At 62.6% G+C, this 19047-nt stretch carries 12 protein-coding genes; 3 read left to right on the top strand and 9 right to left on the bottom strand.

The window, feature by feature from the left end; genetic code table 11:
• Positions 1-221 precede the first annotated feature (221 nt).
• Positions 222-1136, bottom strand: coding sequence for a LysR family transcriptional regulator (locus tag ACJ8PI_RS15505; protein ID WP_164134803.1), 915 nt, complete (start codon positions 1134-1136; stop codon positions 222-224).
• 106 nt (positions 1137-1242) lie between these two features.
• Here ACJ8PI_RS15505 and ACJ8PI_RS15500 point away from each other — a divergent pair, with 106 nt between their 5' ends.
• Positions 1243-1767: an NAD(P)H-dependent oxidoreductase gene (locus ACJ8PI_RS15500; protein WP_060436830.1), complete on the top strand. Its 525-nt coding sequence runs from the start codon at positions 1243-1245 to the stop codon at positions 1765-1767.
• Between the two features lie 29 nt (positions 1768-1796).
• On the opposite strand, the gene treC is transcribed toward ACJ8PI_RS15500, so the two are convergent.
• From treC to treR, 3 genes are all read right to left on the bottom strand, one after another.
• Positions 1797-3461 carry an alpha,alpha-phosphotrehalase gene (gene treC, locus ACJ8PI_RS15495; protein WP_164134802.1) on the bottom strand — a complete coding sequence of 555 codons (1665 nt, stop codon included), beginning with the start codon at positions 3459-3461 and terminating at the stop codon, positions 1797-1799.
• A 197-nt stretch (positions 3462-3658) separates the two neighbouring features.
• The gene (gene treB, locus ACJ8PI_RS15490) at positions 3659-5074 is read right to left on the bottom strand and encodes a PTS trehalose transporter subunit IIBC (RefSeq protein ID WP_033636857.1); all 1416 of its coding nucleotides are present in this window, start codon (positions 5072-5074) and stop codon (positions 3659-3661) included.
• Between the two features lie 129 nt (positions 5075-5203).
• Positions 5204-6151, bottom strand: coding sequence for a trehalose operon repressor TreR (treR, locus tag ACJ8PI_RS15485; protein ID WP_033652784.1), 948 nt, complete (start codon positions 6149-6151; stop codon positions 5204-5206).
• 423 nt (positions 6152-6574) lie between these two features.
• Between treR and mgtA the strand changes: the two genes are divergently transcribed.
• Together mgtA and ACJ8PI_RS15475 are read left to right on the top strand one after the other, a co-directional pair.
• A complete protein-coding gene (gene mgtA / locus ACJ8PI_RS15480; protein WP_047569575.1) occupies positions 6575-9283 on the top strand; it encodes a magnesium-translocating P-type ATPase in 2709 nt (902 codons plus the stop codon).
• Between the two features lie 211 nt (positions 9284-9494).
• Entirely contained in the window at positions 9495-11885 is a 2391-nt protein-coding gene (locus ACJ8PI_RS15475; protein ID WP_164134801.1) for a beta-N-acetylhexosaminidase, read from the top strand.
• Positions 11886-11921: 36 nt separating this feature from the next.
• Here the strand turns inward: ACJ8PI_RS15475 and ACJ8PI_RS15470 are convergent, their stop codons facing one another.
• The 5 genes from ACJ8PI_RS15470 to ACJ8PI_RS15450 form a co-directional block, all read right to left on the bottom strand.
• Positions 11922-14909 (bottom strand): non-ribosomal peptide synthetase, encoded by a 2988-nt coding sequence (locus ACJ8PI_RS15470; protein WP_164134800.1) that lies wholly within the window; start codon positions 14907-14909, stop codon positions 11922-11924.
• A 204-nt stretch (positions 14910-15113) separates the two neighbouring features.
• Positions 15114-15500: a 2-iminobutanoate/2-iminopropanoate deaminase gene (gene ridA / locus ACJ8PI_RS15465; RefSeq protein ID WP_004933379.1), complete on the bottom strand. Its 387-nt coding sequence runs from the start codon at positions 15498-15500 to the stop codon at positions 15114-15116.
• Between the two features lie 157 nt (positions 15501-15657).
• Positions 15658-16122, bottom strand: a complete 465-nt coding sequence (gene pyrI, locus ACJ8PI_RS15460; RefSeq protein WP_033636863.1) for an aspartate carbamoyltransferase regulatory subunit — start codon at positions 16120-16122, stop codon at positions 15658-15660.
• A 12-nt stretch (positions 16123-16134) separates the two neighbouring features.
• Complete coding sequence (pyrB, locus tag ACJ8PI_RS15455) at positions 16135-17070, bottom strand: aspartate carbamoyltransferase (protein ID WP_039567700.1); 936 nt, start codon at positions 17068-17070, stop codon at positions 16135-16137.
• 298 nt (positions 17071-17368) lie between these two features.
• Complete coding sequence (locus tag ACJ8PI_RS15450; RefSeq protein ID WP_060427295.1) at positions 17369-18937, bottom strand: ABC transporter substrate-binding protein; 1569 nt, start codon at positions 18935-18937, stop codon at positions 17369-17371.
• Positions 18938-19047 lie beyond the last annotated feature (110 nt).

Here is a 19047-nt window from a genome sequence, read left to right as displayed (position 1 = left end):
GAGCGTTCATACCCGCCTGGCGTGGCGAGCAACCGTCAAATTTCGCTTATCCACAGGGCAAAGCCGCAGCGCGCAAGGGCTGTGGCGGCGTGTGGATGATTTTGTGGATAACTACTATATATAGGTGTTCGCAATTCTTAATGCACTATATATAGATATTGGCGAGATTCTTTTGATGTAGAACAAGGAAATCGGAAGAGCGTGCGCAAGCTGAACAGTCGTCAATCGCTCACTGGCCGATCGCGAAAATGTTCCAGCAGAAAGTCGACCCAGACGCGCACCCGCGGCGGTAGATCCGCCGAGGCGTAATAGAGCCACAGCTGCACCGGGCGCGGCCAGCACTCCGCCAGCACCGGCCGCAGCGTGCCCTGCTCAAAGTGCTTTTCGAGGTACCAGCGCGCCAGGTTGACGATGCCCAGCCCGGCCAGCGCCGCATCCAGCAGCATCTCCGGGCGGCTCACCACCAATCGGCCGTTCAGATCCAGCGCCAGCGTTTCACCCTGATGGCGCAGCTGCCATTTGACGTGGCGGCCGTTGCTGGGGTTGCGGTGCAGCAGGCAGTCGTGCCGCAGCAGGTCGTGCGGCGTTTGCGGTTCACCGCGCCGCGCCAGATAGTCGGGCGACGCTGCCAGCACCATATGCATCGGGTAGAGCGGGCGCGCCACCAGCCGGCTGTCGGGATCGACCCGGCTGCCGATGCCGACGTCGAAGCCTTCGCCCACCAGATTCACCACCCGGGCGTCCAGCGACAGATCGAGATCGATCTGCGGGTAGCGCGCCAGAAATTGCGGGATCACCGGCATCAGCATCTGGCGGCCAAAGCCGGGGATCATCGTGACGCGCACCACCCCGGCCGGCGCCTGCCGCTCGCCGCCGGCGCTTTCCAGCGTCGCCGCCAACGCCTGCCACAGCGGCGCCACCTGCGCCAGCAGCGCTTTGCCCTCGTCGGTCAGCAGCACGTTGTGGGTGTTGCGCTGAAACAGCCGCAGCGCCAGCTTCTCTTCCAGCGCGCGGATATTTTTGCTGACCGCCGCCGGCGTGACGCCCAGCTGGCGGGCGGCGGCGGAGAAATTTTGCGCCTGCGCGGCGGCGAGGAAGGCCGGCAGCAGGCGGTGCACGTCAAAGGGCAGCGACATAGTGGTTGATACTTTCGGTTGAAATTGAAGTGACCTTGAACAGCCTACACCCGAAGCGGCAGAAATGGAAAAATGCCTCATCTTCTTTACGTTCAAGGAATCATTTATGTCACGCATTTTAGTGTTAACCGCCCACCGCACCCCCGACGAGTCGCGCATCAACCAGGCGCTGATCGAGGCCGTGCGCCCGCTGCCTAACGTGACCGTGCACGAGCTGATCCGCGCTTACCCGGATTACCGCATCGACGTAGCGCGCGAACAGGCACTGCTGGCAAGCCACGATGCGGTGGTAATGATGTTCCCGTTTTTCTGGTACAGCTCGCCGGCGATCCTGCGCGAATGGCAGGACGCGGTATTAACCTATGGTTTCGCCTACGGCAGCGAGGGCACCAAACTGCACGGCAAGCCGCTGCAGCTGGTGGTGAGCACCGGTGGCAACGCGCAGGCCTACACGCCGGCAGGCTACAACCGCTATCCGGTGCAGGATCTGCTGCTGCCGTTCCACGCGCTGGCTAACCTGACCGGCATGGATTATCTGCCGCCGCATCTGGTGCAGGGCGTGAGCGACATGAGCGATGAGCAGTTGGCGCAAGAGGCCGCCGGGGTGGTGGCGCTGATGGGGACATTGTAGGGCGCAGTTCATCGCTGCGCCCTGCGGGGTCAGTCTTCGAGCAGCCACCACACCGCTTCGAACGGCCGCAGCGTCAGCGCCTGCGGCTGGTCCGCCGAGTCGCTGTAGTTGCTCATCAGCGGGCGCCACTGAGCGGAGGCTTCCACGCCTTCCGCCGCCCAGGCCAGCGGCTCGCGGCTCAGGTTGGCTACCACCAGCAGGCGCTGGCCGTTCCAGCTGCGCTGATAGCACCATAGCGCCGGGTGATCCGGCGCCAGATCCTGATAGTCGCCGTGGGTCAGCAGCGGATACTGCTTGCGCAGGGTGATCAGCTGGCGGTAGGCGTAAAACACCGAGTCGAGGTCGGCCAGCGCCGCGTCGGCGTTGATCTGCGGGTAGTTCTCGGCGCAGCCGATCCACGGCGTGCCGGTGGTGAAACCGGCGTGCGGCGCGGCGCTCCACTGCATCGGCGTGCGGCCGTTGTCGCGCGATTTGTCCGCCAGGATCGCCAGCAGTTCGGCGTCGCCGCGGCCCTGGGCGCTCAGTTCGGCATACATGTTCAGGCTTTCCACGTCGCGGTACTGCTCGATGGCGCGGAAGCCGGGGTTGGTCATGCCGATCTCTTCACCCTGATAGATATAAGGCGTGCCCTGCATGCCGTGCAGCACCATCGCCAGCATTTTGGCGGCCGGCACCCGCAGTGCGCCTTCATCGCCGAAGCGCGATACGATGCGCGGCTGATCGTGGTTGCACCAGAACAGCGCGTTCCAGGCGCGGTTATGCATCCCCTGCTGCCAGTGGCGGAAGATCTGCTTTAACTCCACATAATCCGGCGCCGCCCGCGTCCATTTTTCACCGCCGGCGTAGTCTACCTTCAGGTGGTGGAAGTTGAAGGTCATCGACAGCTCTTCGCCGCTCTGCGCCGCGTACTGCTGGCAATGCTCAAGCGTGGTGGAAGACATCTCGCCCACCGTCATCAGGCCGCGCGGCTGAAACACGTCGCGGCTCATTTCCTGCAGGAACTCGTGAATGCGCGGGCCGTCGGTGTAGAAGCGGCGGCCGTCGCCCTGGCTGTCGGACGGGAAGTCCTGCTGCTTGGACACCAGGTTGATCACGTCGAGGCGCAGGCCGTCGACGCCTTTGTCCGCCCAGAACTGACACACTTTCTTCAGCTCTTCGCGCACCGGCGGGTGTTCCCAGTTGAGATCCGCCTGCTCGACGGCGAACAAGTGCAGATAGTACTGGCCGCTGTCGGCGTGCCACTGCCAGGCGTTGCCGCCGAACTTGGAGCGCCAGTTGTTCGGCGGCGTATCCCCTTCGCCGTCGCGCCAGACGTAGAACTGGCGATACGGGCTGTGGCGATCCTGCGCGGCCTTGAACCACGGATGCTCGGTCGAGGTGTGGTTGAACACCATGTCCATCACGATGCGGATGCCGCGCCGGTGGGCGGCGGCGACCAGCTGCTCGAAGTCCGCCATGGTGCCGTAAGCCGGATCGATGGCGCAGTAGTCCGCCACGTCATAGCCGTTGTCCACCTGCGGCGATACATAGACCGGCGTCAGCCAGATGGCGTCGACGCCCAGCTCCTGCAGATAGTCCAGCCGCCGGGTCACGCCGGCCAAATCGCCGTAGCCGTTGCCGGTGCTGTCTTGAAAACTCTTCGGATAAATTTGGTAGATGACGCCGTTCTGCCACCAGGGGGTTGGGTTGCTCATAGCTGTATACCTTTGAATCGTGACAACGGGCCCGTACCCTTCATCTTTCAAACTGCAGCGTTGTTGGCTGCTGGCGCTGCACCCCAGTCACTTACTTGAGTAAGCTCCTGGGGATTTGCACCCTTGCCGCCTAGCTGCAGCTCGAAAGCTATAGGGTATTTCCAGCCCCTACATTCATGTTGCGTATTTTGCGTCAATTAAACCGGCAGCTCGCCGCGGGCGGCCTTGCGTTTGTAGACCATGATGGTCAGCACCAGCGGGATGACGATCGCCACCAGAATCGCCAGCGAGTAAATCAGCCAGAACTGCGGCTTGATAGACAGGATGCCCGGCAGGCCGCCGACGCCGATGCCGTTGGCCATCACGCCGTCCAGGCCGCAGATCAGGCCCGCGATCGCGGAGCCGATCATCGCGCACAGCATCGGGAAACGGTATTTGAGGTTGATGCCGTACATCGCCGGTTCGGTCACGCCGAGATAGGCGGAGATCGCCGCCGGTACCGAGATTTCACGCTCGTTGGCCTTGCGGCTGATGATGATGATGCCGAGCACCGCCGAGGCCTGCGCGATGTTGGACAGCGCAATCAGCGGCCACACCGGGGTGCCGCCCATGCTCTGGATCATCTGCATGTCGATGGCCAGCGTGGTCTGGTGCACGCCGGTGATCACCAGCGGCGCATACAGGAAGCCGAACAGCGCGGCGCCCACCGGGGCGAAGCTGCCGGTCATCACCGCTTTCACCGCCCAGGCAACCCCGTCGCCGATCATGCGGCCGAACGGCCCGATCAGCGCGTGCGCCAGGAACACCGCCAGCAGCAGCGAAACCACCGGCACCACCACCAGATAGAGGTAGTCGGGGACGATCTTTTTCAGCCGGGTTTCGATCCAGCCCAGCGCCATGCCCGCCAGGATCGACGGGATCACCTGCGCCTGATAGCCGACTTTCTGGATCACGAACCAGCCGAAGTTCCACACTTCCGGCGTTTGCTGGCCGAGCAGGTAGGAGTTCATCAGCTGCGGCGACACCAGGGTGACGCCCAGCACGATGCCGAGCACCGGCGTGCCGCCCATCTTTTTCACCGTCGACCAGCAGATGGCCACCGGCAGGAACATGAAGATCGCTTCACCGAGCAGCCACAGGAAGTCGTAAATGGTTTTCCACGCCGGGTGCATCTGCGCCAGCGTTTGGCCGCCGGACATCGGGATATCGCCGATCACGTTGCGGAAGCCGAGGATCAGACCGCCGCTGATCAGCGCCGGCAGCAGCGGGAAGAAGATCTCGGCGAAGTGGGAGATGGTGCGCTCGGTCCAGGTCATGTTCTGACGCGCGGCCACCTTGGCCTGTTCTTTGTCGGCCTCGTTGACGCCGGTGCTGGCGATCAGCGCCTGATAGTAGTCGCCGACGTCGGTGCCGATCACCACCTGGAACTGCCCGGCGTTGGTGAAGCAGCCTTTGACCATCGGCAGCTCTTCGATTTCCTTGGGGCTGGCCTTGCTGGGGTCGTTGAGGACGAAACGCAACCGGGTAATGCAATGGCTGACGGTGGCGATGTTTTCGCGGCCGCCGACCAAAACAATCAGGCGATCAATATCCTGCTGTTTTACTTTGCTCATTATGGGATACCTGCAGAGGTGTTGGCTGAGTAATGATCAAAGCTTAGTCACTCGGATTTTTTTATGGAATGGGAACGTTCCCGGTTTGGGGCGAGGATCACAAAATGACAAAAAATGGTCGTCTTTTAATCAGGAAAGTTTGCTGGGCACCACCAGGCGGCGGATCCCCTGTTCACCGTTGAGCTGCGCCAGCAGCTGTTGCGCCGCCAGCAGGCCGGCGCTGCCGTAGCCGAACTCCACCGACAGGGTGTCGGGGAACAGGAAGCTGAGCAGCGGGGTGTTGCCGATGGCGCACACCTGGATGGCGTGCGTCGGCTGCTGCTGCAGGTATTTGATCGCCCCCAGGGCGATGCTGTCGGAGGCGCAGATCAGCGCGCTGGTGTGCGGGTCGATCACCTCGGCGGCGTGTTGGAAACCGCTCTGGTAGCTCAGCTCGCCCAGCGTGGCGCGCGGCGTGAGCTTGAGGCGCTCGCAGGCGTCGAGATAGGCCTGGTAGCGGCGCTGGCCGGTGGTGGCGTCGCTGAGCTGCACCCCCAGATAGCCGATGTGCCGGTGCCCTTGCCGATACAGGCGATCCATCAGCAGGTTCACCGCGCCGGCGTCGTCGTAGCAGACGGACGAAAAGCCGTCGTATTCGCGCACCATCACCACCATTTTTTCCTGCCACGGTTTGAGCATCGCCGCGGTCAGCCCGGTAAAGCCGAACAGGATCACGCCGTCGACGTTGCGCTGGCGCAGCACGTGCAGGTGTTCCTGCACCAGGCGGGTTTCGAACTGGCTCTCCATCACGATAGGATCGAAACCCTGCTGATACAGCAGCGGCAGCATGGTGCGCACCGCCTGGTTTTCCGACGGCGAATCGAGACGGGAAACGATGATGCCCACCACTTTGTCGCTCTGGCCGCGCATGGCGCGCGCCGACTTGGAGGGGGTAAACCCTTGCTGACGGATCACCGCTTCCACCCGTTCGCGGGTCTGCGGGCTCACGCTGCCTTCGTTGTTCAGCACCCGTGAGACGGTGGATTTGCCTACGCCGCTCAGGCGTGCGATGTCCTTGATGGTCAGCCGGTTTTGCATGGTTTACTTTTCGTTGAGGTGGACAGGCGTAACATAATGGCCTGTAAGACAATGCCCGTCAGCATAGCTCATTTTCCCACGCGGATCTTGAGGCAATACGGGATTGTTGCACTGCGCTGAACGGCCGCTCCTGCCGCTCTGTTTTTCCCTTTACCGGAGGTGATTCCCCATATGGACCCCGACCCGACCGCTTTAGACACTCACTCGGTTCACCGGTAAAACCTTTCCGCCTGGCGCTGCTGTTTTACCGGTGAAGTACATCACGGTAACCGGTGGCGCGCGCTTCGTCGTTCGCTCCTGCTGCTGAAAAAAGAATAAGGATCTGCGTTGGCAGAGGCTTTTTGGCGCACCCGCCATCCGCCCGGCCGATGACGATCCCCGTTTACCCGCTGCCGTGAGGCACCGGGCGACGAGGTGCGAACCATGAAACTGAAAAAACTCCCCCGTCAGCTGCTGGGCCTGTTCGCCCGCGGCCTTCCGCGCCGCTTGGTGCGCCGCGACAGCCTGCTGGACGGCGTCGGCGGCGCTGCGCACGATATGCCGGCCGGCCTGGCGCAACAGCGGCTGGAATGCGCCGCCGCAGAGACGATGCAGCTGTTTGAGCGTTTCCACAGCCACCCGGAAGGCATCACCGCCCATGAGGCGGAGCAGGTGCGCCGGCGCTGCGGCGAGAACGTCATCGACGATCAGCAGAAAGAGGCCTGGTGGCAACACCTCTGGCACTGCTACCGCAACCCGTTCAACCTGCTGCTGACCGCGCTCGGCATGATCTCGTACGCCACAGAGGATCTCACCGGCGCGCTGGTGATCGCGCTGATGGTGCTGATCTCCACGCTGCTGAACTTCATCCAGGAGGCGCGCTCCAACCGGGCGGCCGATGCGCTGAAAGCGATGGTGAGCAACACCGCCACGGTGATCCGCAGCGATGCGCTCACCGGCAAGAGCGAACACGTGGAGCTGCCGATCGCGCAATTGGTGCCGGGCGATATCGTCAAGCTGGCGGCCGGGGACATGATCCCGGCGGATCTGCGCCTGCTGTCGGCCAAGGATCTGTTCATCAGCCAGGCGGCGCTGACCGGTGAATCGCTGCCGGTGGAAAAATCCGCGGCGCCGCAGGCGCTGGCGGCCGATCCGCTCGACTGCCAGAACCTGTGCTTCATGGGCACCAACGTGGTCAGCGGCACCGCGCTGGCGATGGTGATCGGCACCGGCGGCGGCACCTATTTCGGCCAGCTGGCGCAGCGCGTCACCAGCCAGGAGCAGCAGCCGAACGCCTTCCAGAGCGGCATCAGCAAGGTCAGCTGGCTGCTGATCCGCTTTATGCTGGTGATGACGCCGATCGTGCTGCTGATCAACGGCTACACCAAGGGCGACTGGTGGGAAGCGGCGTTGTTCGCGCTGTCGGTGGCGGTCGGGCTGACGCCGGAAATGCTGCCGATGATCGTCACCTCAACGCTGGCCAAAGGGGCGGTGAAGCTGTCGCGCCAGAAGGTGATCGTCAAACGCCTGGACGCCATCCAGAACTTCGGCGCCATGGATATTCTGTGCACCGACAAGACCGGCACCCTGACCCAGGACAAGATCGTGCTGGAACGCCACACCGATGCGTTCGGCGCCGGCAGCGAGCGGGTGCTGCGCTACGCCTGGCTGAACAGCTTCTACCAGACCGGGCTGAAAAACCTGCTCGACGTGGCGGTGCTGAGCTGCGCGGAGCAGAATCGGCAGCCGGCGGCGTTGCAAAACTACCGCAAGGTAGATGAGATCCCGTTCGATTTCGTGCGCCGCCGCATGTCGGTGGTGGTGGCCAAGGACAACGAGTATCACGAGCTGGTGTGCAAGGGCGCGCTGGAAGAGATGCTGGCGATTTGCAGCCACGTGCGCCACGAAGACGAGGTGATCCCACTGAGCGAGGCGCTGCTGGCGCGCATTCGCCGCATCACCGACGATCTCAACCAGCAGGGGCTGCGGGTGGTGGCAGTGGCCAACAAGATCCTGCCGGCGCAAACCCATGAATACGGCGTGGCGGATGAGTCGGATCTGATCCTCGAGGGCTACGTCGCCTTCCTCGATCCGCCGAAGGAGAGCACCGCGCCGGCGCTGGCGGCGCTGAAACAGAACGGCGTCACGGTGAAAATCCTCACCGGCGACAACGAGCTGGTGGCCGCCAAAGTGTGCCGGGACGTCGGGCTGGAGGCCGATAGTCTGCTGCGCGGCAGCGAGATCGAACAGATGGACGACGAGCAGCTGGCGCAGGCGGCGGCGCGCACCACGGTGTTCGCCAAGCTGACGCCGCTGCACAAGGAGCGCATCGTCAAACTGCTGCGCCGCCAGGGGCACGTGGTGGGCTTTATGGGCGACGGCATCAACGATGCGCCGGCGCTGCGCGCGGCCGATATCGGCATCTCCGTCGATTCAGCGGTGGACATCGCCAAGGAGGCGGCGGACATTATCCTGCTGGAAAAAAGCCTGATGGTGCTGGAGCAGGGGGTGATCGAAGGGCGCCGTACCTTCGCCAACATGCTGAAATACATCAAGATGACCGCCAGCTCCAACTTCGGTAACGTGTTCAGCGTGCTGATCGCCAGCGCCTTCCTGCCGTTTCTGCCGATGCTGCCGCTGCACCTGCTGATTCAGAACCTGATGTACGACATCTCGCAGATCGCCATCCCGTTCGATAACGTCGACGACGATCAGATCACCCAGCCGCAGCGCTGGAACTCCGCCGATCTGGGGCGGTTTATGGTGTTCTTCGGGCCGATCAGCTCGATCTTCGACGTGCTGACCTTCAGCCTGATGTGGTGGGTATTCAAGGCCAATACGCCGGAAATGCAGACGCTGTTCCAGTCCGGCTGGTTCGTGGAAGGGCTGCTGTCGCAAACGCTGATCGTCCACATGATCCGCACGCGCAAAATTCCGTTTATCCAGAGCCGCCCGTCCTGGCCGCTGTGCATCATGACGCTGGCGGTGATCGCCACCGGCATCGGCCTGGTGTTCTCGCCGCTGGCCGGCTTCCTGCAGCTGCAGGCGCTGCCGCTCGGCTACTTCCCGTGGCTGGTGCTGATCCTCGTCGGTTACATGGTGCTGACCCAGTGCGTGAAAGGCTGGTTCGTGCGCCGCTACGGCTGGCAATAACCCGCTCGCCCCCTCCGGCCGGGAGGGGGCAACTGTGATCCCGTCCGCTTTTTCACCGCAACGGTTGGACATCTGTTCTGGGCTGAGTCTTTATCTACAGCGTTGGCTGTTTTCCCCTGCGCCTTTCAAGCCACCGCGTTGTTGTTTATCGCCTGGCGGTGGTTTGAAATTCATTGGGGATATTTTGTTTTTTTCCTCTGAGGAATTTCCGATGCACAGACCTTTCCGTTATACGCTACTGGCTTCATCGTTATGGTTTTCTTGCGGCGCGCTGGCGCAGCCGGCCGGCGATCTGCCGCTGATGCCCTGGCCGCAGCAGGTGGAAGTGACGCAACCGGCGGGCAAGCTGGTGCTGGATCACCGTTTGTCTCTGACGCTGCAGGGCGACGATCTGGGCGACGCGCTGCCGCGCTGGCGCCAGCGCATCGAACTGCAGACCGGCTGGACGCTGGCGCCGATGGAAGAAGCGAACGGCGCGGCGATCAAGGTGGTGATCAAGGACCGGGTGGCGGCGCAGCCGCTGCCGGGCAGCGATGAGAGTTACCGGCTGGCGGTCACGCCGCAGGGCGCCACGCTGACCGCCAACACGCGTTTCGGCGCGCTGCGCGGCATGGAGACCCTACTGCAGCTGCTGCAGACCGACGGGCAAAATACCTTCCTGCCGCTGGTGGATATCCGCGACGTGCCGCGTTTTCCGTGGCGCGGCGTGCTGCTGGATTCGGCGCGTCATTTCCTGCCGCTGCCGGACATTCTGCGCCAGCTCGACGGCATGGCGGCGGCCAAGCTTAACGTGTTCCACTGGCACCTGACCGACGATCAGGGCTGGCGCTTTGCCTCCGATCATTATCCCAAGCTGCAACAGCAGGCCAGCGACGGCCAGTTCTACACCCGCGAGCAGATGCGGCAGGTGGTGGCTTACGCCACGGCGCGCGGCATTCGCGTGGTGCCGGAGATCGACATGCCGGGGCATGCCTCCAGCATTGCGGTGGCCTATCCCGACCTGATGAGCGCGCCGGGGCCGTATCGGATGGAGCGCGAGTGGGGCGTGCATAAGCCGACGCTCGATCCGACCCGCGACGAGGTGTATCAGTTTGTCGACACGATCGTCGGCGAGCTGGCGGCGATCTTCCCCGATCCTTATCTGCACATCGGCGGCGATGAGGTGGACGCCAGCCAGTGGCGGGCGTCGCCGTCGATTCAGGCGTTTATGCAGAAGAACGGGCTGGCGGATACCCATGCGCTGCAGGCCTACTTCAACCAGAAGCTGGAAAAGATCCTCGAGAAGCACCAGCGGCAGATGGTCGGCTGGGACGAGATCTATCATCCGTCGCTGCCGCGCTCGATCGTCATTCAGTCCTGGCAGGGGCAAGACTCGCTGGGCGCCAGCGCGCAGGACGGCTATCAGGGCATTCTTTCCACCGGTTTCTACCTCGATCAGCCGCAAAGCACCGCCTATCACTACCGCAATGAAATTCTGCCGCAGCCGCTGGGGGTCGAGACGGCGGTGCAGCCCGGCGAGCAGGCGCAAAGCTGGCGTTTCAGCATGCCGCGTCTGAAGGGCAGCGCGGTGGAGGGCAGCTTCACGCTGATCGAGGGCAAGCAGGGCTGGCGCGGCTTTATCGATTTCAACGGCAAATCGCGCCGCGCGGTGCACGACATCGTCTGGCGCACGCCGCAGCAGGTGACGTTCCGCGTCGATACCTGGATGGGTGACACGCGGCCGGTGTTCACGCTGCAGCAGGACAAGCTCAGCGGCTATACGTTGGTCGGCAACGTGCGTTACCCCACCCGCGGCGACAAGCTGGCGGCGGTGCCGGCGGGCAAGATGCCGGTGGTGCCGGACGAGAAGGGGCAGGCCAACATTCTCGGCGGTGAAGCGGCGCTGTGGGCGGAAAACGTGCGCGCGCCGCTTCTCGATCTCAAGCTGTGGCCGCGCGCCTTCGCGGTGGCGGAGCGGCTGTGGTCGGCGCAGGACGTCACCGACGAAAACAACATGTACCGGCGGCTGGCGGCGATCGACGCCTGGTCGGTGGTGTCGGTCGGCCTGCAGCAGCATGTGGAAACGGCGCGCGAATTCACCCGATTGAGCAACAGCGTGCAGATCGTGCCGCTGCAGATCCTGGCCGAGGCGGTGGAGCCGGCACAGTATTACACCCGCCAGCACCTGAAGTTCCAGGCCAGCAACTATCACCAGTTCGAACCGCTGAACCGCTTTGCCGATGCGCTACCGCCGGAGAGCGGCGCGGTGCGCGACATGCAGGCACAGGTCGCGGCCTTGTTGAAGGATAAGCGCGATAAGGCGGCGGCGCAGGCGCTGCGCGAACGGCTGCAGCGCTGGCAGGCGAACGGCGCGGCATTGCAGACGGCGATCGCGGGCAACCGCACGCTGCGCGATCTGGCGCCGGTGGCGCAGGACGTCGATGCTTTGGCCACGCTGGGCTTAACGCTGCTGGATCGCCATCAGCAGGCCAAACCGCTGAGCCGGGCCGAGGCCGAACAAGCGCAGCGCCAGCTGGATGCGGCGGCGCAGACGCGCGACGAGGTGGTGATTGCGGCGGTGTACCCGCTGGAGGCGCTGCTGCGGGGGCTTAAAATGGAGTGAGGGTGACGGGGCTCGGCCAGCTGAGCCCCGGTTTTGTTACGCCCGAAGCGACAGCGGCGCATACCCGATGGCGTGCTGCAGGTAATTCAGCAGCAGCTGGCGGGTGAAGCGCGGCTCATCGATGCCGCTGCCCTGCAGGAAGCGTTGCAGGTTGCGGCAGTCCCACCGATAGGTGTCTTGATAGAGCTCCACCGTCGATAGCTCGTCCACCATAGGATCCTTGAACAGGCTGAGCAGCGGGTACAGCGGCGCGTCGCTGTCGTTTTCCCATTGGGCTCGCCACTTTGCGAAGGGCAGAGGATGAAAGCGATAACCGAACTCGCGCTCCAGCAGGCTGAAAAACTCACGCAGCGTCAGATTATTGTCACCTTGATGGATCAGGTTGAATTTCTGCCCCAGCGCCTGCGGGTTGCGAGAGACGTGGGCGATGGCCCGGGTCATGTAATCCACGGTGGTCAACCCTTCGCGCAGATCCCGTAAATCCGGCACCGTGCCGCTGCTGATGCAGGTTCTCACCAGCCGCCCCCACCATTGGTAATCGGCGTTGACGCCGGTGCGGCTGTGGCAGGTGGCGTAGCCCAGGCGGAAGGTCATCAGCGGCAGGCCTTGCTTCGCCGCCAGATCGGCGATCTTCTCCATCACCCATTTGCTGCGCACGTAGCCGATATCGCGGCTGACCGCCGGCAGGTTTTGATCGATATCGTCGCTTTCCCGCATCACCCGCTTACCGGTGTGCAGATGCCCCCAGCTGTAAACGGAGATGGTCGACAGCAGCATCAGCGGCTTGGTGCGGCTATGCGCTGCGAAACGAATGATTTCCCGCAGGCCCTGTACGTTGTCGCGCTTCATGTAGGCGTAAGGCTGGATAAAATTCACCGCGCTGGCCGAATGGTAAATCAGATCGATATCCTGACTTAACACCCGGTAAGCCGCCGGGGCCAGCGAGAAATGGTGTTCCGCCACGTCGCCGGGCAGGATATGGAGGCGTGCGCGCTGCCCGGCGCTCAACGCGATCCGGTAGCGCTGCAGCACCGCCTCCAGCCGCTGTCTCGGCGGCAGTTTGGCTCCGTCGCGCACCAGACAGTACAGCTCGGCGTCGGTGGTGCGCAGCAGATCGGCCAACAGGTGCGCGCCGACGAAGCCGGTGGCGCCGGTCAGCAAAATGGCGCGCGGCGCGCTGATTTGCCGCGTATCGAACGTCGGATCGATGACGAGATCCGACGGCAAATACACGTCATCCAGCAAGGCGCGTGCCGGCTCGCCGTCTTGAGGTTCAGACGTTTGTTCTTGTCCCTGGCGTTGCGCCATCGCCTGCGCCAGCGTCTTCAGGTTCGGGTATGCATAGATATCACGCACATAGGTTTTGACCGCGAACGCTTTACCCAGTTGGTTTGCCAGGTTTGCCGCCAGCAGCGAATGCCCGCCCAGCGCGAAGAAATCATCGTCGGCGCGGATATGATCGATTTTCAGCAGCCTGCGCCACAGATCGGCGACGATCCGCTGGTGGCCGTCGAGCGGTTCAGCAGGGGCCGGCTGAGCCTCGGGCGCCAGGGCCAACAGCGCCGCCTGGTCGATTTTACCGTTGGCGTTGATCGGCAACCGATCCAGATGCCGGTACTCGGCGGGCAGAGAGTAGGCGGGCAGCTGATCCTGAAGCTGCCGTTTAACCCGTGCAATGAGATCGCCGCCGGGATCTTCACCGGTCAAAAACGCCAGGATCCGCTTGTCGCTCGGATTGTCCGTTTGATTGACGAGGGCGATGGCGGTTTTTACGCCGGAGACCTGCGTCATCAGGCTGCCGATTTCACCGAGTTCCACGCGATTGCCGCGGATTTTGACCTGGGCGTCGAGGCGCCCCAGGTACTGAATGCGGCCGTCAGGCAAGCGGCGCGCCCGATCGCCGCTGCGGTACAAGCGCTGGCCGCCGACGTGCGGCGAAGTGACAAAACGCTCGGCGGTCAGCTGCGGGGCGTTCAGGTAGCCGCGCGCCAGGCAGAGGCCGCTGATGCAGAGCTCGCCAGATTCGCCGTCGGTTACCGGCCGCAGGCGCTCGTCGAGGATGAATACCTGCGTATCGGCGATGGGCCGGCCAATCGTGGACAGCGGGTTTTGCGTCGCGCAGCGCACGCGGTTGCAGGTGGCGAAGATGGTGGCCTCCGTCGGGCCGTAGTAATCCACCACTGCATAGTCGATGCCGCGCAGCTCGAGCGGATTCAGCTTTTCACCGGCGGTGAACAGGTATTTCAGCGCCAGCCCGGCGGGCTGCGGCGCGCCGATGACCTCCGGCACCAATACCGTAGGGACAAAGGCGTGGGTGAGGCGATGCCGGGCGAAGAAGGCCAGCAATGCGTCCGGCTGCAGGCGGGTCTCCTCGTGCGGCAGATACAGGGTGCCACCGCAGATCAGCGGCACCCAGATTTCCCATTGCGCCACGTCAAAACCGACGCCGGCAATCAGCGTGGAACGGCTGTGTTCATCCATCGCGAAACGTTGGTTATGCCAGAGGAGCAGGTTTAACAGCGAACGGTGTTCGATCATGACGCCTTTGGGCGCGCCGGTGGTGCCGGAGGTGAAAATAATATAGGCAAGCGCATCGGAGGGCGGAGGGGAAAATACAGTTATGGAAACTTTAGTCAGGGAAATATTATCAATGGAAAGGACTTTGCGCGGGAGGTTGTCGATATTTACACGAGCGTCATGGTTGCTGAAGAGGATTATCGGCGAGCCACTTTGTTCGATAATATTGCGAATGCGCCGTTCGGGATAGCGGGCGTCAATGGGAATATAACAGGCTCCGGCCTTGGCGATCGCCATCATGCCGATCGGCAATTCCACCGTGCGCTGCGCGACCAGCGGCACGGCATCGCCGGGCCGAACCCCTTCCTGTTTCAGGCGCGTGCACAGTGCGCTGCTGGCTTCATCCAATTGACGGTAGGTCAGATGTTTATTATCGCCGACGACGGCGGTTTTTTCCGGATAACGGGAAGCTTGTTGGATAAAATAATCCAATACGCTAGGTGCCATGGTTATCTCCTGTCATTATTCACGGAGTGAACGAAATGAAACAGCAATGACCCGGCCGGGTGAGAAATAATTATAGGCGTGTTTTTATTGTGGGATTGTAAATGTGAGCGGTATTACGCTATCGCTATAAATTAATTGGATTAATAAAATTCTTACCAATAAAAACGGCCAGCCGAAGCTGACCGTCATTCGCGTGCGTGTCGATTAACGACGCACGGCGATGGCTTCGATTTCGATCTTCACGTCTTTCGGCAGACGCGCCACTTCCACGCAGGAGCGGGCCGGGAACGGCGCGCTGTGCTCGGTGAAGAAGGCTTCGTACGCGGCGTTAACGGTGGCGAAGTCGTTCAGATCTTTCACGAACACGGTGGTTTTCACGATGTCGGCAACGATCAGGCCGGCGGCTTCGACGATCGCTTTGACGTTTTCCAGCGACTGGCGCGCCTGAGCGGCCACGTCGTCGGCGACGGCGCCGGTTTTCGGATCGACCGGGATCTGGCCGGAAGTGATGATCATGCTGCCCAGATCAACGCCCTGCACGTAAGGACCAATGGCTGCCGGGGCGAGTTCAGTGCTGATATTACGTGACATGTTTTCTCCTGATAGACCCGTTGTCTTTCACGCCGCTGCGCGGTCGGCCGCAGCTTGAAATTCGGTGGGTAGCAACGTGGGTAGAGTTATTTTCAGGCACCCATTATAGGGAGTGGCGCGCAGATTAACAGCGCCGCTCCCGTTAAAAGGGCAGAATTCAGTCGGCCTGCAACACCACCTGATGCTCGAACTCTTTCTCGCAATAGCGGCACTTCAGGTGCACTTCGCCGTCGCGCGGCTTCACGCTGAAGCTCGACGCCACCGGCTCGCTGCGGCTGATGCAGTTGCTGTTCGGGCAGGTCAGCACCCCGTCGATGTGATCCGGCAGGCTGAGGGTCAGCTTGCGCACCACTTCGTAGTTGTCGATGCGGTTTACCGTGGCCTTCGGCGCGTACATCGCCAGCTGGTTGGCCTGCTGCTCGGTCAGGAAGGTATTCTCGATCTTGATCAGATCCTTGCGGCCCAGCGCGTTGGAGGGCAGGTTCAGGCCGATGGTGATGCGCTGGTCGGTGGCGGTCAGCTTGAACAGCGTCAGCAGTTTGAAACCGATCTGCGCCGGAATGTGGTCGATCACCGTGCCGCATTTGATCGCTTCGACCTGCAGTTTGTTGTCGTGAGTCATGGCGGTTCCCCCTTAAAGAGCCAAATCTGCGTTGAGCACCAGCGCCAGCAGCGCCTGGCGGGCGAAGATGCCGTTGCCCGCCTGTTGGAAGTAGTAGGCATGCGGCGTTTTATCCACGTCGGTGGCGATCTCGTCGATGCGCGGCAGCGGGTGCAGCACCTTGAGGTTGGCGCGCGCGCCGGCCAGATCCGCGGCGCGCAGCACGAACTGCGCTTTCACGTTGGCGTACTCGGAAGGATCGAGGCGCTCTTTCTGGACCCGGGTCATGTAGAGAATATCCAGCTCCGGCACCACTTCTTCAATGCTGCTGTGCAGGCTGTACTCGATGCCTTTCTCTTCCAGCATTTTCAGGATATAGGCCGGCATCGCCAGCGCGTCCGGGGCGATGAAGTAGAAGCGGTTGCCTTCGAACTTGGCCAGCGCCTGGGTGAGCGAATGCACGGTGCGGCCGTACTTCAGGTCGCCGACCATGGCGATGCTGAGGTTGCTCAGGCGCTCTTGGGTTTCCTGGATGGTGAACAGATCCAGCAGGGTCTGGGTCGGGTGCTGGTTGGCGCCGTCGCCGGCGTTGAGCACCGGCACATTGCCGGAGAATTCAGCGGCCATGCGCGCCGCGCCTTCCTGCGGATGGCGCATCACGATGGCGTCCACGTAGGTGCTGATCACCGAGATGGTGTCGGCCAGGGTTTCGCCTTTCTTGCCGAGCGAGGTGTTGCTGCCGTCGGCGAAACCGACTACCGAGGCGCCGAGGCGGTGCATCGAGGTTTCGAACGACAGGCGGGTACGGGTCGAGGCTTCGAAGAAGCAGCTGGCGATCACCTTGTGTTTCAACAGTTCCGGCTGCGGGTTGGCTTTCAGACCGGCGGCGGTGCGCAGCACCAGCTCCAGATCCTCGCGGCTGAGATCGTTAATAGAGATGATGTGTTTGTGATACAGCGGGTTGGCCATTTTTCACTCCTCCTCGACGCGTGCCCGTGGCGCGGGACTTTGGGATATTCTCAAGGCAAAAAAAAGCCCCTCAATGAGGGGCTTGAAACGATCGGTTTAGCAACAGGAGAAACAACGGCAGCTGGCCGCCGATAGGCAGTCGGTTTTGTCGATTGCGGCTAACAAAACAAACGTCGTTTTTCATGCTTTCTCCTGGCAAATTGTGGCGCATTATACTCGCGCTTTTCGCCACTGCAAGCGTTAAAACGCCGTTTTTTGCCGCCCCGCAATCGATTGGCCGGCGATGGGCGCCCGCCGGCTATTTGCTGACGCGATCGTAGTAGACCATGTCGGCGTTCAGCCCCTGCTGGTAGCCTTTGACGTTGTCGCGCAGCACCACTTCGGTTTTGGCCTGATCGATAAACACGTACGGCGAACTGCGCTGCAGTTCCTGCTGCATGGCGGTATACAGCGCGCGGCGCTTGGCCGGATCGGCTTCGGCCAGCGCCGCCAGCGTCTGCTGGTTCAACTGCGGGATCTGCCAGCCGTTCAGCCCGGCCACCGTGCTGCTTTTGCCGTCGTTGTAGGCGAAGGCGCTGGCGTTGGAGTGGGCGTCGAAATAATCCGGGATCCACAGGCGGATCGCCGCCTGATGCTGCCTGGCGCGCACGCGGGAGTAAACCTGGCTGCCCGCAGCCGGCAGCAGCTCGACCTTCACGCCGGCGGCGGCGAAGCTGCCCTGCAGCGCCTGCGCGATGGTGATGAACGGTGGCTTGTTCTCCACGTCCAGCGTAAAGGCGGCGTGGGTGATGCCTGCCTTGGCCAGGATGGCTTTCGCCTTGGCCGGATCGTAGCTGAACGGGTTGGTCTCCAGCGCGCCCGGCAGCCCGACCGGCAGGAAGCTCTGGTGCACGAAGTATTGGCCCTTCAGCAGATCCTTCGTGATGCCCTGATAATCCACCAGATAGCGCGCCGCTTCCCAGAAGGCCGGGTTGTTCAGCAGCGGATTGGCGCCGTTGCCGGTGTTGAACACCAGGTAGTTTTGTTCGGCGGACGGGATCTCCAGCACCTTGACGCCCGGCTGGTTTTTCAGCGTGTCGGTCTGATCGGCGCCCAGTTCGCGGGCGATATCGGCGTCGCCCTGCTGGATCAGCAGGCGGCGGGTGGCCGGATCCGGCACGTTTTTAATGATGATGTTTTTCAGCTGCGGCTTGTCGCCCGGCGTGGTGGGGTTGGCGTCCAGCACGATCGCCTGATGCGGCTGATAGACGCGCATCTTGAACGGGCCGCTGCCGGCGGAGTGCATTTTCAGCCAGGCGTTGCCGAAGTCGCCGTCTTTGACGTTGGCCAGCGCCGCCTTGCTGTCGACGATCGAGGCGATCGGCGTCGAAAGAATATTCAGCGCCACCGCCGGGCTGACGTCCGCCGTCCAGCGCAGCTGCACGGTATGTTCGTCGATCTTCTTCAACTGCGCGTCGATGTTGTCCGGCTGCCAGCCGAGCACGTTGAGGATGAACGCCGGCGACTTGTTCATCTTGACCGCGCGGCTGTAGGAAAAGATCACGTCGTCGGCGGTCAGCGGGTTGCCGGAGGCGAACGCCGCCTGCGGCCGCAGTTTCACCGTCAGCGTTTTGGCCGCCGCATCGCTCTGCCAGCTTTCCGCCAGCACCGGCGCTACCTTGGCCGGATCGTCGCGATCCGCCTGCACCAGCCGCTGATACAGGCTGGGCACCGTCTGGATGCTGGAGAGTTCGTTGGCTTCCGCCGGATCGAGGCTGACGATGTCATCCAGCGATTGCACCACCACCAGCGTATTCGGCGGCGTGGCGGCTAACGCGGCGGCGGGCAGGGCGGCGAGCAGGAACAGCGGCAAGAGTTTGGCTTTCATCGGTGTGTATCCCCTGAAGGCGCCGCAGGGCGACGCTGAGAACGGTTTGTTATCGTTGGTTTTTACGGCGCGGGCGCCGTCGGCCTGTCACGGTAGAGCCTTTGCCGGCG

This window comes from Serratia sp. CY82433 (assembly GCF_052166535.1).
In the GTDB taxonomy this organism is placed as follows: Bacteria; Pseudomonadota; Gammaproteobacteria; order Enterobacterales; family Enterobacteriaceae; genus Serratia; species Serratia sarumanii.
The sequence above is the reverse complement of the archived record's forward strand: the minus strand, read 5'-3'. Positions and strand labels throughout refer to the sequence as shown.

What these genes read in the sequence shown, in the direction of transcription:
- treC (WP_164134802.1), bottom strand. Translation starts at nt 3,461, where the DNA reads ATGAGCAACCCAACCCCCTGGTGGCAGAACGGCGTCATCTACCAAATT.
- ACJ8PI_RS15500 (WP_060436830.1), top strand. Translation starts at nt 1,243, where the DNA reads ATGTCACGCATTTTAGTGTTAACCGCCCACCGCACCCCCGACGAGTCG.
- ACJ8PI_RS15505 (WP_164134803.1), bottom strand. Translation starts at nt 1,136, where the DNA reads ATGTCGCTGCCCTTTGACGTGCACCGCCTGCTGCCGGCCTTCCTCGCC.
- ACJ8PI_RS15450 (WP_060427295.1), bottom strand. Translation starts at nt 18,937, where the DNA reads ATGAAAGCCAAACTCTTGCCGCTGTTCCTGCTCGCCGCCCTGCCCGCC.
- ACJ8PI_RS15475 (WP_164134801.1), top strand. Translation starts at nt 9,495, where the DNA reads ATGCACAGACCTTTCCGTTATACGCTACTGGCTTCATCGTTATGGTTT.
- treB (WP_033636857.1), bottom strand. Translation starts at nt 5,074, where the DNA reads ATGAGCAAAGTAAAACAGCAGGATATTGATCGCCTGATTGTTTTGGTC.
- treR (WP_033652784.1), bottom strand. Translation starts at nt 6,151, where the DNA reads ATGCAAAACCGGCTGACCATCAAGGACATCGCACGCCTGAGCGGCGTA.
- pyrI (WP_033636863.1), bottom strand. Translation starts at nt 16,122, where the DNA reads ATGACTCACGACAACAAACTGCAGGTCGAAGCGATCAAATGCGGCACG.
- ACJ8PI_RS15470 (WP_164134800.1), bottom strand. Translation starts at nt 14,909, where the DNA reads ATGGCACCTAGCGTATTGGATTATTTTATCCAACAAGCTTCCCGTTAT.
- ridA (WP_004933379.1), bottom strand. Translation starts at nt 15,500, where the DNA reads ATGTCACGTAATATCAGCACTGAACTCGCCCCGGCAGCCATTGGTCCT.
- mgtA (WP_047569575.1), top strand. Translation starts at nt 6,575, where the DNA reads ATGAAACTGAAAAAACTCCCCCGTCAGCTGCTGGGCCTGTTCGCCCGC.
- pyrB (WP_039567700.1), bottom strand. Translation starts at nt 17,070, where the DNA reads ATGGCCAACCCGCTGTATCACAAACACATCATCTCTATTAACGATCTC.